Consider the following 15,848-nt stretch of genomic DNA (forward strand, 5'->3'; position numbering starts at 1 on the left):
TGGACATGGACGTTCGTCAGTATAACTTCCTGGCTGCTCAGGCTTCGGCTGCTATTGCTCCGCGCGAGCGTTTCTGGGGCATGCCCAAGCGCGGTATTGCGCTGGTCCTGGCCAATGCCATGTTCTGGCAGCCCCTCTGGGCACAGGCGGAAGGCATTGTTGTCAGCGGTGGCAACACCACTGTCGGGCAGGCGGGCAATGGCGTACCGGTGATCAATATCGCCACGCCCAATGCCAATGGGCTCTCGCATAACCAGTTCAAGGATTACAACGTTGAATCCAACGGCCTGATCCTGAACAACGCCACCGGCCGTACCCAGGGTACTCAGCTGGGCGGCATCATTGTCGGTAACCCGAACCTTACGAACGGGGCCGCCACCACCATTCTAAACGAGGTGAACGGCGGCAGCCCGAGCCAGCTCAAGGGCTACACGGAAGTGGCCGGTCAGTCAGCGCGGGTCATCGTCGCCAATCCCTACGGCATCACCTGTAACGGCTGCGGCTTTATCAATACGCCACGCGTTACCCTGTCTACCGGCAAACCTGTCCTGAACAATGGCCAGCTCGATCATTTTCAGGTGGACGGCGGCAGCGTCAACATCGAGGGCGCCGGGCTTAATGCTACCAACGTCGATCAGTTCGACATCGTCACCCGTTCGGCCAAGATCAATGCCGAGCTCTATGCCAACAAGCTCAACGTTATCACCGGTCGTAACGACGTCAACGCCGAGACCCTGGCCGCTACAGCGCGCAGCGGAAGTGACAGCGACAAGCCGCAACTGGCCATTGACTCGTCTGCCCTAGGCGGTATGTACGCCGGTGCGATCAAACTGGTGGGTACCGAAGCCGGGGTAGGTGTAAAGCTTGCCAGTGATATGGCGGCCAGCGCCGGCGACATCGTGATCGATGCCAACGGCCAATTGACCATGGCTCAGGCGGCGGCCAGCGGTGCGATTGCTGCTAAGGCGCAAAGCCTCACTGCTCAAGGGCCGATGTACGCCGGCTCAACGATCAATGTGCAAACGGTCGACGCTCTGGTTAACCAGCAGAGCATGGCGGCCAGGGATACGATTGTTCTCAATAGCCAGGGTCAGTTGATTAACCAGGGCATTGTCGAGGCAGGTGTTAACCCGGATAACAGCCGCAACAGCACAGGCGACGTCTCGCTTAGCGCACAAAACCTGACCAATAAGGGAACCATCAAGGCAAGCCGCGCACTGACCGCGCATGCCGATCAGACGCTGGACAACCAGGGCGGCGCCCTGAGTAGCCAGGCTCAAACAGTTGTTACTGCGCAAACGCTGGACAACCAGCAGGGGCGCGTGCTGAGCAATGGTACCCTGAACCTCTCTGCCCAGAACGTAGTAAACAGCCAGAAGGGGCTGATCACCAGCACAGGAGATCTGACAGCTGCCGTCGGCCAGCTGGATAACCAGACGGGTGAACTCTCCAGTCAGGCCAAGGCAACAATCACCGCCAATGCCATCCAGAACAACAGCGGTCTGCTCCTGGGTGAGCAGGGGCTGGATACTACGGTTGCCGGTGCGCTGGATAACCGGCAGGGCACGATTGCCAGTAACAAGGCGCTAACGCTTAAAGCCGGTTCGCTGGACAACAGCCAGCAGGGCACGGTTGTTAGCCAGGGAGCGATGAGCTCTACCGTCAATGGCCTGCTAAACAATAACCAGGGCCACATCAGCAGTCAGGACACGCTAAGCCTTACCGCGCAGACGCTTAATAGCCAGGGCGGCAGCGTAGCTGCCAATCGCGACCTCACGCTGAATGCGCAAGCGATCGATAACAGTCTGGGGCAGATCAGCAGCCAGGGTAATCTGGCTCTCATCACGCAAGCGCTCGACAACCAGCAGGGCCGCGTGATCGGTAAGGGTACGTTAACCCTGACCACCGATCAGCTCGACAATAGCCAGGAAGGGCTGGTTACCAGTACAGGTGACCTGACGGCCAAGGTTGGGCAGTTAAATAACCAGACCGGTGAGCTGTCCAGTCAGGGGCGGGCAACCATCACGGCCAACTCGCTGCAAAACAACAGCGGCCTGCTCCTGGGTGAGCAGGGGCTTGATATAGCAGTGACCGGCGCGCTGAGCAATCGTCAGGGCACCGTAGCCAGCAATAAGGCCATGACGCTGAGCGCAGCGTCACTGGATAACAGCCAGCAGGGCAAGGTAATTAGCCAGGCGCAGCAGACGGTTGCGGTAACCGGTTCGTTAAACAACGCAGAGGGCCAGATCAGCAGCCAAGGTCCATTGACCCTAACCGCGCAAAGCCTGGATAACCAGCAAGGCCGCGTTGTGGGTAGCGGTGCGCTGAACCTTACCGCAGACAAGGTGGTAAACAGCCAGAAAGGCCTGATCACCAGCGCCGGGGAGCTGACGGCCAAGGTTGGCCAGCTGGACAACCAGACGGGTGAACTCTCCAGCCAGGCCAAGGCAACAATCACCGCCAATGCCATCCAGAACAACAGCGGTCTGCTCCTGGGCGAGCAAGGGCTTGATGCCACGGTTGCCGGTGCGCTCGATAACCGCCAGGGCACGGTTGCCAGTAACAAGGCCATGACGCTTGGTGCCGGCTCGCTGAATAACAGCCAGCAGGGCACCGTGGTCAGCCAGGGCGCGATGACTGCCGTTATCAAGGGCTTGCTCGACAATAGCGCCGAGGGCGCCGTAATCAGCAAGGGCAACCAAACACTGACGGCTGGTACCCTGGACAATCGTCAGGGCCAGGTCAGCAGCCAGGGGCTTCTGAGCCTTATTGCCCAGACACTCCACAACCAGGGCGGCAGTATCATCGCTGACCAGGACCTGGCACTTAATGCCAGCATGGTTGAAAACAGCCAGGGCCAGATTGCCAGCAAAACCAACCTCCAGGCGACGGTAGACAGTTTCTCTCAGCAGGGCGGTAGCCTGATCAGCCAGGGCGCGCTGACGCTCAACACCAATACGCTGGAGAACCGTCAGGCTGGTCTGGTCGCGGCAACCCATGGCGTTACGCTGCTTGCCGGCGCGGTTGATAACCGGGGCGGTGAGATCTCCAGCGGGCAGACTGTTACTTTAATAGGCAACTATCTGGATAACAGCGAAGCCGGCAAGGTGATTGCCGGTACCGCCCTGACCCTGACAATGGACCGCGTCAATAACCGGCTCCAGGGAACCCTGTCCGGTCATGACTCGCTTGCGCTGACCGGGGCCACGCTGGATAACAGCCAGGGTGGACTGATAAGCAGCCAGACCCTGCTGGATCTCGATCTGAGCGGTGCGCTGGATAACCATGACAAAGGCATGCTGGTCAGCGAGGGCGTGCTTAACGCCAGGGCCGGCTCACTCGATAACACCGCAGGTGCACTGTCTAGCGCCGGCGCGCTGACCCTGACAACCACCGGCGATGTAATCAGCCGGGGCGGTCAGATCGTGACTGACAGTAGCCTCGTCTTGAGCAGTGCCAATCTGGACAACCAGAGCGGCACCCTTAGTGCTGGCAGCAAGGGCAATGGACTGACGCTGACAACCGGCACGCTAGATAACAGTCAGGGCGACATCACCAGCGGTCAGGTCCTGGTCCTCAAGGCCGGGCAAGTCATCAACACGGCCAAAGGCCGTATCGCCAGCAGTGATGATCTGACAGCTGACATCACAGGCCTTGATCAGCACGATCAGGGCAGGCTGTTCAGCAGCAAAAACGTCACGCTTGATCTCAACGGCGGCGCACTGGACAACAGTGCTCAAGGTCTGCTGACCGCTCCAGGCACGCTGCTGCTCAAGAATATAGGTACGGTCAACAACAGCCAGGGCGGTGAGATCTCCAGCGACCATGGCTATGTTCTGAACGCCACCACCCTGGATAACAGCAGCGGCAAGCTGCTTAGCGGCCAGGCACTGGAGCTGCATATTGCCAAGGCCCTGGCCAACGTCAAAGGTGCCATCTCGGCCGCAGGGCTGTCGGTTCAGGCGGGTAGCCTGAATAACGCCGGTGGCACGCTGGTCTCCCAGCGCGGTCTGGAGCTGGACGTAAAGGATGGACTGGATAACAGCGCCGAAGGCCTGATCGCCGCAGCCGATGACCTGAACATCCAGGCTGGCTCCATCGACAATACAGCCTCTGGCCTGATCAACAGCAAGGGTACCCTTGAGATCTCAGCCAATCGTCTGGACTCCAGCAATGGAGGTGAGGTCTCCTCAAGCGGCGATCTGCAGCTGACCCTGAATGAGCTGATCCAGCAGCAGGGTCGTCTGATTGGCGAGTCGGGTATTTACCTGGACCTGCAGGGCGGCGACATCAATAACCTGAGTGGCCTGATCGCCGCCCATGGTCCGCTGTCCATTCAAAACCTGCGTGATCTCAATAACCGCGACGGCGGCGAAGTGTCCAGCCAGCAGTCCTTTAGCCTGACTGGCCGCACGCTGGATAACGCAGCCGGCAGCCTTATCAGCAATGGCCAGCTTAACCTCCAAGCCGACCAGCTCAATAACACAGGCGGCGTCATCTCGGGCGTGAAGGGCCTTGTGGTCAAGGGCGGTAGCCTGGACAACAGCCACAAAGGCACCCTGTCGAGCAAGGAAGGGGACCTTACCGTCACCCTGAGCGGCGCGCTCAACAATGCCTATGACGGTGCCCTAGTAACGGCGGGTGTACTGGCGGTGCAGTCTGCACGTCTCGACAACACCCAGGGTATCCTCTCCAGCGGCAGCAACATGAGCGTGACAACCGGCGCGCTGGATAGCGCATCCGGACTGATCAGCAGCGGCGGTGCGCTGGACCTCCATGCTCAAGCGATCAACAGCCAGGCGGGGCAGATCAGTGCAGACAAGACACTGACCCTGGTCGGCGCGAGCCTAGACAACACCGGGGGTAGCCTTGGTACCAATGCCGATCTTGGCGTTACGCTCCTGGGTGCACTCACCAATGCTGGCGGCAAGATTGCCAGCAGCGCACCGCTTGTACTCAAGGCGGCCACGATCAATAACCAGAACGGCCAGATCATCAGCCAACAGCTGATGACACTTGAAACGGGCACTCTGGATAACAGCCAGAAAGGCACCGTGGCCGCAAACGGTGACCTGATCCTTACCGCAACGGGCGCTGTCCAGAACAGTGCTGAAGGCCTGATCTACAGCCAGGGCGGTAAACTGAACCTGACGGCAGAGGGCGTCAATAATGCTGCCGGCATCCTGCAAAGCCAGAATGACTTAACCCTAACCGTCGCCCAGGGCCTGAACAACCAGGGCGGCAAGGCGATCGCACAAGCCGGTAACCTGCTAATCAACAGCGCCTCGGTCGATAACACCAACGGCGCGCTGGCCAGCCTTGAAGGGCTGATCAATGCCAAGGTGCGTGGTCTCTTGCGTAACGGCGGCATTATCCAGGGTCAATCCCTGGATCTGACGGCAAACGGTGGCTTTAGCAACTACAACGGCAAAGTCTCCGCTCTGGATGGCGATGCCATTGTCTCCACCGCTGACTTTGATAACCGCAACGGCAGCCTGTATGCCGCGCGAAACGTCGCGGTGACCGGCAACAACTTTGACAACAGCGGCGATGCCGACGGGCAGGTGGCCGGGCACAAGATCGACTTCAGCCTTGCCGGTGCGCTGAACAACCACCTGGGCATTATCGAAAGCGCTACAACGCTTGCGATCACCGCTGCGTCCTTGAACAACCAGCAGGGTCAGCTGCGCGCCCTGGGTCAGGACGGTACAACAGCGCTGAATATCAGTGGCCTGTTTGATAACCAGAACGGCGCCCTGGAAACGGCCAATACCGACCTGCTTTTCAATGTCGGCAGCTTCCAGAACACGGGCGGCAAGGTGCTGCATGTTGGTACCGGAAACTTTGGCCTCTCGCTAAAGGATGTCAGCAACGCCGGCGGCAGCCTGATCACCCGTGGCGCCCTCACGCTAACAGCAGACAGCTGGACAAACACGACCTCTATCCAGGCGGGACGGCTCACTGTCAACGTAGGTAACTTTACCCAGACCGCGACCGGCGCGCTGCTGGCCTCGAATGAACTGATTGGCACCGGCGGTAACTGGACCAACGATGGGCTTATCGGCAGCGACGGTACGCTGAACCTCAGCCTGAGCGGTACCTACACCGGAGCCGGGCGCGTAAACAGTCTGGGAGGGCTAACGCTGAGTGCAGCCAGCCTGGTTCTGCCTTCCGTGGGTAGCATCAAAGGGGGCAGCCAATCGATATTCAATATCGGCGGTCAGTTGGTTAACTATGGACAACTAACCTCTGCGGGTCTGTTGCAAGTCAATGCTGGATCATTGGAAAACTACGGAACGCTGGGTGGGGGCGGAAATTTACTTGTAAAAACTTCCAATCTACTAAATCAGGACGGCCTTCTGTTTAGTGGCGGAGACATGGCCTTAAATACCTCCACACTTACTAACAAAAGTACCGTTTCTGGTCAGTCATCAGATATTTACAGCTTAGGAAAGCTTGAAATATCAGGCGTGAATGGTGGTTGGGCTTCATTAATTGAAAATATATCGGGGACGATAGAGTCGGGTTCCGATATGACATTAAACTCGAACTCCATTTCAAATAGGAAAGATACATTTGAAATTTCTGAAAGCCTAGTTTCTGGTGACATAACCTTTGATTGCCTTGACTGTAAAGGTGAGCATTATGACCTTTATTATTATCTTACCGAGCAGCTTGAGAGAAAGGTACTTTCTGACTCCGGATCGGGCTCTATCACCTCAGCAGGAAATTTGCTAGTTAACGGAGGCGATTTTTCAAACAAATACAGCTCAGTGGCTGCAGGAAAAGATGCCACGTTCAATGTTGCTTCCTTTTTAAATCAAGGAGCCTCTACAGAAAGCATTACTCGGTATATACAATATAGAAATCCTGTTGACTCAGAAAATTTTAGTGTCTTTAGAAGGTTAACAGGTCCTACAGGAGAGTTTACTTTATACAATAAGTATAATGCCAAGACTCTCCATCAGAATTACCAGCCGACTGATCACAGCTCGGGTAAGGGGGCAGGTGTTACTAAGCCCTATAGCCATGACAAGCAAATAACAAACAAACCTAACCCAAATTACGATCCTTCACGCCAGGTAGCACCGCCAAAAATTTTTGATACTTATACTGTCGTTGAATCTCGAGAAGTTTCAACGTCAAGTGGTGTGGGGGCAAATGCAGTTATTCAGGCAGGTGGAAATGTAACGATTAATGCCTCTCAAAAAATTGAGAATGGTATTAGTCGCAGCAATACATTACTGACTCTAGATGGAAGAAATATTCCAAATACAGCTCAGCCTGCTGTCAATCCGCAAAAAACTATTTATTTAAATTCACAGCTTCCTCCTGATCTTGCCAAGCAAAGGGTAAGCCCTCTAGAACTACCAGGTTTCGGAATACCGAAAGGTCAGAATGGGCTGTTTCGTCTTGCAGGACAGGCAAGCAGTAATGAGGCTCGGGCTGCCAATGCTGGCAGTACCGAGATCAGCCATGCGGCTATAACGACGACAAACAGCATTGCGCTTGGCCTTGTTCACGGCAGTGGCATTGATATTACTGAAGGCCACTCGCTTTCAGGTATCGAAGCCAGCCAGCCCAGCTCAGGACCTATTACACAGGCTCGCTCCAGTGATATACCAGGCCGGCCCAATGCCGTGGCAGTTCTGCCTGGCGTTGCGAAGGATTTGCCTAGCGGCGTAAAAGCACTGCCTAGCAGCGCAACACCTGCGATTAGCCACAACTACCTGATTGAAACCAATCCAGCACTAACCGACCTCAAGCAATTCATGAGCTCGGATTATTTGCTCGGGCAGATTGGCTATGACCCGGATCAGAGCCAGAAGCGTTTGGGTGACGGTCTCTATGAGCAGCGATTGATTCAGCAGGCGGTTATTGCTCGTACCGGCCAGCGCTTTATCGATGGGCTTACCTCCGATGAGGCCATGTTCAAGTACCTCATGGACAATGCCATCGCGAGTAAGAATGAGCTCAACCTGTCCGTTGGCGTAACTCTTACCGCTGAACAGGTCGCAGCGCTGACCCATGACATCGTCTGGATGGAAGATCAGGTCGTTAACGGTGAGCATGTGCTTGTGCCAGTGCTGTACCTGGCACAAGCCAACAACCGTCTCGCCCCTAATGGTGCACTGATTCAGGGTAGCGATGTAAAGCTAATTGCCGGCCAGGATCTACAAAACTCCGGTACGCTCAGAGCAACCAACAATCTGTCCGCTATTGCTGGTAACACTATAACCAACAGCGGTTTAATCGAAGCGGGCGATCGATTGAGTCTGCTGGCAACTAATGACATAGCCAACAAGCAGGGCGGAGTCATTAGCGGTCGTGACGTCAACCTTACTGCCGTTAATGGCGACGTCATCAATGAGCGAACGGTTTCTTCTTATCAAAACCAGTATTGGAACCAGACAAAGCGGATAGATTTTGCCGATAGCGCAGCCCGTATAGAGGCGGCTCAGGATCTTACGCTTTCTGCTGGACGCGATATCTCCAACGTAGGCAGTGTCTTGCAGAGCGGCAGAGACATGAGCCTTACGGCGGGACGCGATGTAACTATTACGTCTGCCGAGAAAATTAACAGTGAGACGCGTGGCAAAAGTTACAGTCGCTCTTCGATAGAGCAACTGAGCTCGTCGATATCTGCTGGCCAGGACTTCACCGTCAAAGCCAGCCGTGACCTCTCTGTTATCGCCAGCACGATTAGTGCTCAGCGCGACGTATCACTGTCTGCCGCAGAAAACCTGACGCTCGCCTCGGCCGCTAACGAGGAACACTCCTATTCCAAGAGCAAAAAGGTTACCCGCCAGGAAGACCATATCGACCAGCAGGCCACGACCGTAACGGCTGGCCGCAACGTAAACCTTAAGGCAGATCAGGACCTGACCTTGGTTTCAAGCAAGGTCGATGCAGGCCAGGAGGCCTACCTCTATGCCGGTAAGGACTTAAACGTTCTGGCAGCCCAAGACAGCGACTACACGCTGTACGACATGAAAAAGAAGGGCAGCTTTGGCAAGAAGAAAACAAAGCATGACGAAGTAACCGATGTCCGAAACATTGGTAGCGAAATCAAGGCTGGCACGGACTTGACCTTGGTAAGCAACGGCGACCAGACCTATCAGGTCGCAAAGCTGCAAAGCGGTAATGACCTGACTCTGCAGAGCGGTGGCGACATTACGTTTGAGGCCGTTAAAGACCTGCATCAGGAAACCCATACCAAGAGCAGTAACAGCCTGGCCTGGAATTCAGCTAAGGGCAAAGGGAATACTGACGAAACGCTTAAGCAGAGCGAGCTGGTTGCCCAAGGTCAGCTTGTAATTCAAGCAGCTAACCAGATCCACATTGACGTAAGACAGGTCAATCAACAAACCATTAGCCAAAGCATTGATGCCATGGTTAAGGCTGACCCAAGCCTTGCCTGGATCAAGCAGGCTGAAGCTCAGGGCAATATTGATTGGCGGCAAGTAAAAGAGGTGCACGACTCCTTTAAATACAGCCAGTCGGGCTTGGGCGCTGGAGCCATGCTTGCTTTGGCTATTGTTGTTACAGCGTTAACTGCAGGGGCTGCTAGCGCAGCGGTAGGTTCGGTCGCAGGGGCTACGGCAGGCTCGGGTAGTGCCATGGCAGCTGCAGGTACTGTTACTACCGCAGCCACCGCCACGACGGCAGCAACGTCTACCGCCGTGGCTGCAGGCTGGGCCAATGCTGCCGCCACTGCTGCACTGACGTCCCTGGCCAGCTCCGGCGCGGCTAACCTGGTCAACAATCGCGGTAATCTCGGCGCCACGCTCAAGGATACCCTAAGCAGCGACGGCATGAAGAACGCCATGATCGCTGCCGGCACGGCAGGGATCATGAACTATGCCAGCAGTAACTGGTTCAAGACTACTGTCGATCCGGCTACGAAAACGGTCACCGGTGCAATTCCCGATATCACCAACCCCGGCAATTTTGCCCGCTTCGCAGAAACCCAGCTACTCCAAGGTGCTGTTAAAGGCACCTTGTCTGAAGCCTTGGGCCAAGGAAAATTTAGCGACAGCCTTAAAGGCAGCGTCTTCTCCATCCTGCAAGCTGCCGCGTTTAACCAGGTCGGTAATCTTGGTCAGCAATGGGGGCTGGAAGACAGTGGGCTAGGCAAAACCGCTATGCACGCCGTGGTGGGAGGTTTGCTCTCCGAAGCCATGGGCGGTGATTTCAAGACCGGCGCAGTAGCGGCAGGGGCCAACGAGGCTCTTATCGAAACGCTGGACAGGAGTTCGCTTCTAGCGGGGGCGGACCAGGCTGAGCATCAACGTCTGGTCAACATGGCTTCACAACTGGTAGGGATAGTGGCCGCTGCCAGTGTTGGCGGCAATGTACAGCTAGGCGCAGAAATTGCCGGTAACGCCCAGGCCTACAACCGCCAGCTGCACAGTTTCGAACGCAAGCTCATCGACGAGAAAGCACAAGAGCTGCAGCAGACATTGGGCAACTCTCTTAGCGGTTTGAGCTGGAACGAGCTACTGAGCTACGAGGCGGGCGCTGCGGTCGACAGTGACGATAGCCAGAAGCTCGCGGCTCTAAAAGCGAGCTTGAGCGATAGCAATCCTGAACACCTCAATCTGATGCAGGACCTGGCTCAAGCACAGCAGATCATTGACCAGATAAAAAGTCAGCGGATCGCTTTAAAATGGAATAACGGTGAGTCGATTACGGCGAATGGAGATAAGGTTTATGCCTTCGATGCAACAGAGATGCAGAGGCAAGACCATGGCCTGTTTGATTTAGCGAGCAATACTAGGCTTTACAACTCTCCTGACAGCAGTAGCGTAGTACCAGACAGGTATGTTCAGCAGTACGGTGACTATGCGGCAGCCAAGCATCTAAACGAGATCGGCTTGGTGTCCAGTGACACCACAGGAAAAGCAGACGATTGGCAAATGCTGCAGGACGTCTCTAGTGGCGCTATTAAGCCCACAGCGCCTGAACTTGAGGTTCTGGGCATGCTTCCTGTCGGCAGGGCGGTTAGAACGACTACCGCCCTGGGCGAGACTCTGCGAGCTACGGTACTAGAAGCGGAAGGCTCAATCGTGGGAGGCTTGGCCAAGGAGGTATCCCAAAATAACAGCCGAACCGCATTGCCTATTTGGACAGGTGCTGACGACACCTATGGTTCCCGGCTGTTAGGGTCCTATAAAGTAGAAAACGGTGCCGCGACTGACAGCGCTTATGGGTTTAACCTAAGCTTAGGGTCAAAAGAAGCGGGAGTCCCAGGAATATCCAATGCAGAGATGGGGCCTTTTGTACCTCAACTCAGCCGGTATGAAAATAGAATTAAGTTAACACCAATTAATGGAGGGGCTTGGACAGGAGTCAGAGGTGAGTCAAACTTTATATTCGATAACCCAGATATCAAGAATATTTTGCCTAATGGAATTGCATACAAGAACGGCTATCCGGACTTCTCTCCAATTGCACTACAGGAGGTTAGGCTTTCCGGTCTGATCTCTACTGATAGAGACGTTAACTTTCGCGTTGCCAATCAGATGTTGGCCAATAAGCTTGGCGTGAAAGAGTCGGATGTGGCTCAATTTTTGAAGGAGCAGAAATATACTTGGCATGAGGTTGAGGATATGCGGACCATGCAACTGGTCCCCTCGTTTATCCATACTGGCAAGGTTAGTTCGATGGATTTTGGTGTAAAGTATGGCCATCTAGGTGGTATTGCTGAGAAGACTTTATTGGAGGCGCTTAAGAAATGAGTATTGTCTCGGATCAAGATTTTGGTGAGTTGCATTTTGATGGTGTTTGGAAAGGGCTATGTGAGATAGATTTTCTTGGGCGTCGATTTAAGGTGGAGCTTGTTGTTCAGACTTTTGACGATGCCCCGATTTCGGAAACTCAGCGGCTTGCGTATCGAGAGTTCAACTCAAAAAAGGCCTCAATTTCTAGGTTGGTAGAGGAGGCTATTTATAACTATTACCTTAATAGGCTTGAAGAATATAGAGAATGCTTTGATGTTGACGAGGTTGATATGAAGGCCCCTAGGGTTCGTGCAATTGATGATATGCAGGACTTGATTTCTCTGAGGCGTATAAAGGTGATGTCTGCATTTGAAGCCGGAGTACGTCAAATTGGTTTTATATTTGATACAGTATTTGACCCTGAGCTCGGTATAGGGGTTTTGGTTTCTAACGGCTCAGTGGAAGCTGTAGACACTCAGGATATTTTGCTAGGTTAATTGGTGCAAAGAGGACTGGTGCATCTCTTGATGGTGCTAATGGCGGTACGAATCTTGGTAAATTGACTGATCGAAAATTAAATGCTTCTCATAAAATATTAAGCTTGGTAATGTTCCGCAGTCGGCTCTTAATAGCTAGAATTGAACAGATGAAGAGTTCTCAGGGTAATGTTTCCAAAGAAACATTAAACCTTTTCGCTTCGGATATTGGTTCTGGGGAATTCTTTTCATATGTAGGAAATTTAGTTTCATTGGAACAGGCAATTTCTGTTCTAGGTTTGCTTTCTCCTGACTTTATTGAACTTGATGGCCACGTTTTCTGGCTGCCTAACGCTCAGCAGTACGACCCGCAAAAATTTTCTATGGAAGGGCTGGTCGAGACTGAAGCTGGTGTGTTGAAACAAAGTGCATCGCGTAGAGACGTTGAACGATACAGAAATATCTTTTCAATAAATCAATTCTTTTCAAAGTGGGAAGACGCGCCGGGCCGTGGCATATTTAAGGTTGGCCTATCGGAAGAAGAGTATAGTCTCTGTCATATATTTGCCGAGCAGATCGCTAGATATTGGAGCAATGCGTTAGCAGACTGCTTCCCGGAGAAGGTTTTTCAGTTTGAGATTGCTGATGATCTTCTTGATGAATATGGGGTTTGCCTGACATTTTGGCAGGCTTAGCTGCAACCTCCCGTGATGGCATCACCTTGGTAGGATGTACACAGTCAAGGTTTATGACTTTTAGCTTTTCAGACGAGCCTGCACATAGATTTGTTTATAAGAGGCTTTTTCCGGAATGCAGATGTTTTGTACGCCTTATGAAGAAGTCCGCAGCTTCTGTAGTCTAGTCACCGGGACAAGAGACCGTACTTTCCCTGAGCTAATCAAGCGGCTCCAAAAGGGTTACGCCAACAAATATGATTTACCGCCTACCGACCGGGCGTATCCTAGCCAGTAGATGGAGTACTTCGAATGCGTTCGATCTCATCCAGGCTAATATCGTCCCGTCGCCGGTCATAGAGCTGCGTGGTCCGGGTGGAAAAATGGTTGGCCATGACCTCCGCATTCTCCAGCGTGCCGCCATTTTTCAAGTATGCCGTAATCCCCGTGGCTCGAAAGGTGTGGTTGCCAATCGGCGTCTCAATCCAGGCTGCAAGAGCACGTCTTCTCACCATGGCATAGGCATTGGCCTGGGGCAGCGGATTGCGGTTAGCTGCCCGGTGCCGCGGGCAATGGTTCGGAACAGGGGGCCCTTGGGATCCGCCTCGATCCCGGTGTCGATCTGATAGACATGCAGATATTCTTCCAGGATGTGATGGTAGGGCATCTCATGCTACTTGGCTTTACTGGTTACAAAGATGCTCCTAAATAGTAGATTGAGAAACTTAATGAACTATAGCGAGATACAAAAAAATACTTTCATATTATCCTCTTTGTTGTAGGAGAGCTCTGGATAGAAAATATAAAACTGGACGCTCATGGGGAGAGGGCGAATTTGAAGCCGGGTACGCTTTACATGAGATAATCAGTGATTCATATACTCCTGTTGAAAAAATAATGCTGTTGACTATGACATTAGTACTATGTGCAGGTAGAGAGCCTAAAACAGCTAATGAAAACATCAGGATGGATATAAATGCCCTGCTCTCGGAAAACAGCATTGATAAACTTTGTTCTATTCTATCAATAGGATGACGCCATTCTATTAAAAGAAGACTTAAAAATGCTTAGAATAATATAGCTTTAAATTACAGAAGGTCATATATCATGGAGAAATTTATACCTAAAGTAAGTATAATTAAAACTGAAAGAATGATATGTCTATGCATAATGGCTGTTGGAAGAATTTCTTACTTTGACTATGAGCGTGAACCAATTTTCCTTGAAGCTGAAATTGAGCCTGAGGTCCTTGGAGAATCTGTTTTAGATGCTATACAGTTGAGCAGAAGTGTTAGTGCTGATGAGTTTCAGAAAGAATGGGACTCGGGATCAATAAAAAGCAATTCAGAAGCAGTTCTAAAGCTTATGATGAGCAAATATAATTACAAAAATAAAAAGGCTTTTTATGGAGAAGCAAAGAATTGTTTAATTAGTATAATTGACAATGAATTTAAAATAAGTCCGTTTCGTAGCGATAAGAAAGGTGGATTTTCTGCAGACAAAGAAAACGGACCCTTCTCTTTTACTATACCTTTAGACAGTAATAATCGCGAAGTAGGTGATAGTGTTCTTAAAGGATTTTCGCTTTGCACGTAAATTAGGAAAACTCAGATAAATGCTATTCAACGATGCCATCGAGTACTATCAAGCAATAGCCAATGAACTGGTCGAGATTATTCCAGAACCCTGGAACAGGGTTACAGTCACAGCAAAATTATTTGAAAGCTCCATTGAAACCCAAGTTATCTACTACAAGCCTGACGGCTCCAAAGAAAGCCGGGTCAGGACTGTCATGATAAATAGATACTTCTATGAGTTAGCTCAAGTAGTGAGTAATGAGGACAAGGGCCTGTACAAGCAATGTAATTTTGCTCTACACGACAACGGTAAGTTCGACGTCAATTTTGAATATTGAGTCGGCTACTACAGCCTGATCCGCTCAACCTCATCGAGGCTGATGTCATCCCGCCGCCGGTCATACAGCTGCGTGGTCCGGGTGGAGGAATGGTTGGCCATGGCCGCCGCATTCTCCAGCGTACCGCCATTCTTCAGGTACGCGGTAATCCCCGTCGCGCGAAAGGTGTGATTGCCAATCGGCGTCTCGATCCCGGCAGCGAGCGCCCGCCTTCTCACCATCGCATGGGCATTGGCCTGCGGCAGGGCATTGCGGCTCAGCTGCCCGGTCCCACGCGCAATGGTCCGGAACAGGGGCCCCCTGGGATCCGCCTCAATGCCGGTCCCCACCAGGTAGGCGTGCAGGTATTCCTCCAGCGAGTGATGGCAGGGCATCTCGTGTCGCTTGCCGCCTTTCTCGCGTAGCCGCACCCACAGCCGGTACTGCTGTCGATAGACGTCCTCGACCTTCATGGTCAGCGCAGCGCCGACGCGGGCAAAGGAAAACACCATCAGCCCAATCAGCGCACGATCCCTGAGCCCAATCGGCGTACTCACATCAATGCTGTCCAGCAGCGTGCGGGCTTCGGTGGGAGTCAGCACCGGCGTCTTGCCCTGCCGGGCGCTGTGGCTGGGCCCACGCACCGAGGCCGCGGGGTTGGTGGGAATCACCTGCCCGGTCACCAGCCAGTCAAACAGGTGCCGTAGCGCCGCCAGGCGCTGCTTGACCGTCGGCGCCGAGAGGGTCTGGGTCTGCCACTCGATCCAGGCCGACACATGCAGCGGTTTGATTTCGCCCATCGACGCCACCCCCACCGTTTCACACCAGGCCAGGAATTCACCCACGGCGCGGCCATAGGCACGGCGAGTGTGCGGGTTACGGATATTGGCGGTAAAGAAATCGACAAAGCGCATCCGCGCGCTGCTACCGGCCGCCTGGACCAACGCGGGCAGGGTGACCGTTCCGATTAACGCCGACGCTTTCATTTTTTATCGATTCCTTCTTTTTAATAGGGTAGCTGTATGAGGGCACCGTTAACCACGCGCGGACCTGCCAGAAAGAACCGCAACCATAAAATAGA

The 15,848-nt window shown here is 53.2% G+C and carries 8 protein-coding genes; 5 read left to right on the plus strand and 3 right to left on the minus strand.

What is annotated here, in order from left to right; all coding sequences use genetic code 11:
• Positions 1-5: 5 nt before the first annotated feature.
• The 3 genes from QWJ10_RS22780 to QWJ10_RS22790 all read left to right on the plus strand — a co-directional run bounded on the left by QWJ10_RS22780 (position 6) and on the right by QWJ10_RS22790 (position 12,894).
• The gene (locus tag QWJ10_RS22780) at positions 6-11,741 is read left to right on the plus strand and encodes a filamentous hemagglutinin N-terminal domain-containing protein (RefSeq protein ID WP_289929783.1); all 11,736 of its coding nucleotides are present in this window, start codon (positions 6-8) and stop codon (positions 11,739-11,741) included.
• Complete coding sequence (locus QWJ10_RS22785; RefSeq protein WP_289929784.1) at positions 11,738-12,220, plus strand: hypothetical protein; 483 nt, start codon at positions 11,738-11,740, stop codon at positions 12,218-12,220. The genes QWJ10_RS22780 and QWJ10_RS22785 overlap by 4 nt, the downstream gene beginning before the upstream one ends.
• 149 nt (positions 12,221-12,369) lie before the next feature.
• A complete protein-coding gene (locus tag QWJ10_RS22790) occupies positions 12,370-12,894 on the plus strand; it encodes a hypothetical protein (RefSeq protein WP_289929785.1) in 525 nt (174 codons plus the stop codon).
• A 266-nt stretch (positions 12,895-13,160) separates the two neighbouring features.
• Here the strand turns inward: QWJ10_RS22790 and QWJ10_RS22795 are convergent, their stop codons facing one another.
• Together QWJ10_RS22795 and QWJ10_RS22800 are read right to left on the minus strand one after the other, a co-directional pair.
• Positions 13,161-13,388, minus strand: a complete 228-nt coding sequence (locus QWJ10_RS22795; RefSeq protein WP_289929787.1) for a hypothetical protein — start codon at positions 13,386-13,388, stop codon at positions 13,161-13,163.
• Positions 13,382-13,540 (minus strand): hypothetical protein, encoded by a 159-nt coding sequence (locus QWJ10_RS22800; RefSeq protein ID WP_289929788.1) that lies wholly within the window; start codon positions 13,538-13,540, stop codon positions 13,382-13,384. Before QWJ10_RS22800 ends, QWJ10_RS22795 begins: the two co-directional genes overlap by 7 nt.
• A 440-nt stretch (positions 13,541-13,980) precedes the next feature.
• On the opposite strand from QWJ10_RS22800, the gene QWJ10_RS22805 reads away from it, so the two are divergent.
• Together QWJ10_RS22805 and QWJ10_RS22810 are read left to right on the plus strand one after the other, a co-directional pair.
• Positions 13,981-14,469, plus strand: a complete 489-nt coding sequence (locus tag QWJ10_RS22805) for a contact-dependent growth inhibition system immunity protein (RefSeq protein ID WP_289929789.1) — start codon at positions 13,981-13,983, stop codon at positions 14,467-14,469.
• Positions 14,470-14,488: 19 nt separating this feature from the next.
• The gene (locus QWJ10_RS22810) at positions 14,489-14,788 is read left to right on the plus strand and encodes an immunity protein YezG family protein (protein WP_289929790.1); all 300 of its coding nucleotides are present in this window, start codon (positions 14,489-14,491) and stop codon (positions 14,786-14,788) included.
• A gap of 8 nt (positions 14,789-14,796) precedes the next feature.
• Here QWJ10_RS22810 and QWJ10_RS22815 read toward each other — a convergent pair whose 3' ends face one another.
• Positions 14,797-15,753, minus strand: coding sequence for a tyrosine-type recombinase/integrase (locus tag QWJ10_RS22815; RefSeq protein ID WP_289929791.1), 957 nt, complete (start codon positions 15,751-15,753; stop codon positions 14,797-14,799).
• Positions 15,754-15,848 lie beyond the last annotated feature (95 nt).

Source organism: Pseudomonas sp. WAC2 (assembly GCF_030403525.1).
In the GTDB taxonomy this organism is placed as follows: Bacteria; Pseudomonadota; Gammaproteobacteria; order Pseudomonadales; family Pseudomonadaceae; genus Chryseomonas; species Chryseomonas luteola.

Bases quoted from the DNA above. Each gene is read 5' to 3' on its own strand.
- QWJ10_RS22780 (WP_289929783.1), top strand. From the start codon at position 6: ATGGACGTTCGTCAGTATAACTTCCTGGCTGCTCAGGCTTCGGCTGCT.
- QWJ10_RS22785 (WP_289929784.1), top strand. From the start codon at position 11,738: ATGAGTATTGTCTCGGATCAAGATTTTGGTGAGTTGCATTTTGATGGT.
- QWJ10_RS22790 (WP_289929785.1), top strand. From the start codon at position 12,370: ATGAAGAGTTCTCAGGGTAATGTTTCCAAAGAAACATTAAACCTTTTC.
- QWJ10_RS22795 (WP_289929787.1), bottom strand. From the start codon at position 13,388: ATGGTGAGAAGACGTGCTCTTGCAGCCTGGATTGAGACGCCGATTGGC.
- QWJ10_RS22800 (WP_289929788.1), bottom strand. From the start codon at position 13,540: ATGCCCTACCATCACATCCTGGAAGAATATCTGCATGTCTATCAGATC.
- QWJ10_RS22805 (WP_289929789.1), top strand. From the start codon at position 13,981: ATGGAGAAATTTATACCTAAAGTAAGTATAATTAAAACTGAAAGAATG.
- QWJ10_RS22810 (WP_289929790.1), top strand. From the start codon at position 14,489: ATGCTATTCAACGATGCCATCGAGTACTATCAAGCAATAGCCAATGAA.
- QWJ10_RS22815 (WP_289929791.1), bottom strand. From the start codon at position 15,753: ATGAAAGCGTCGGCGTTAATCGGAACGGTCACCCTGCCCGCGTTGGTC.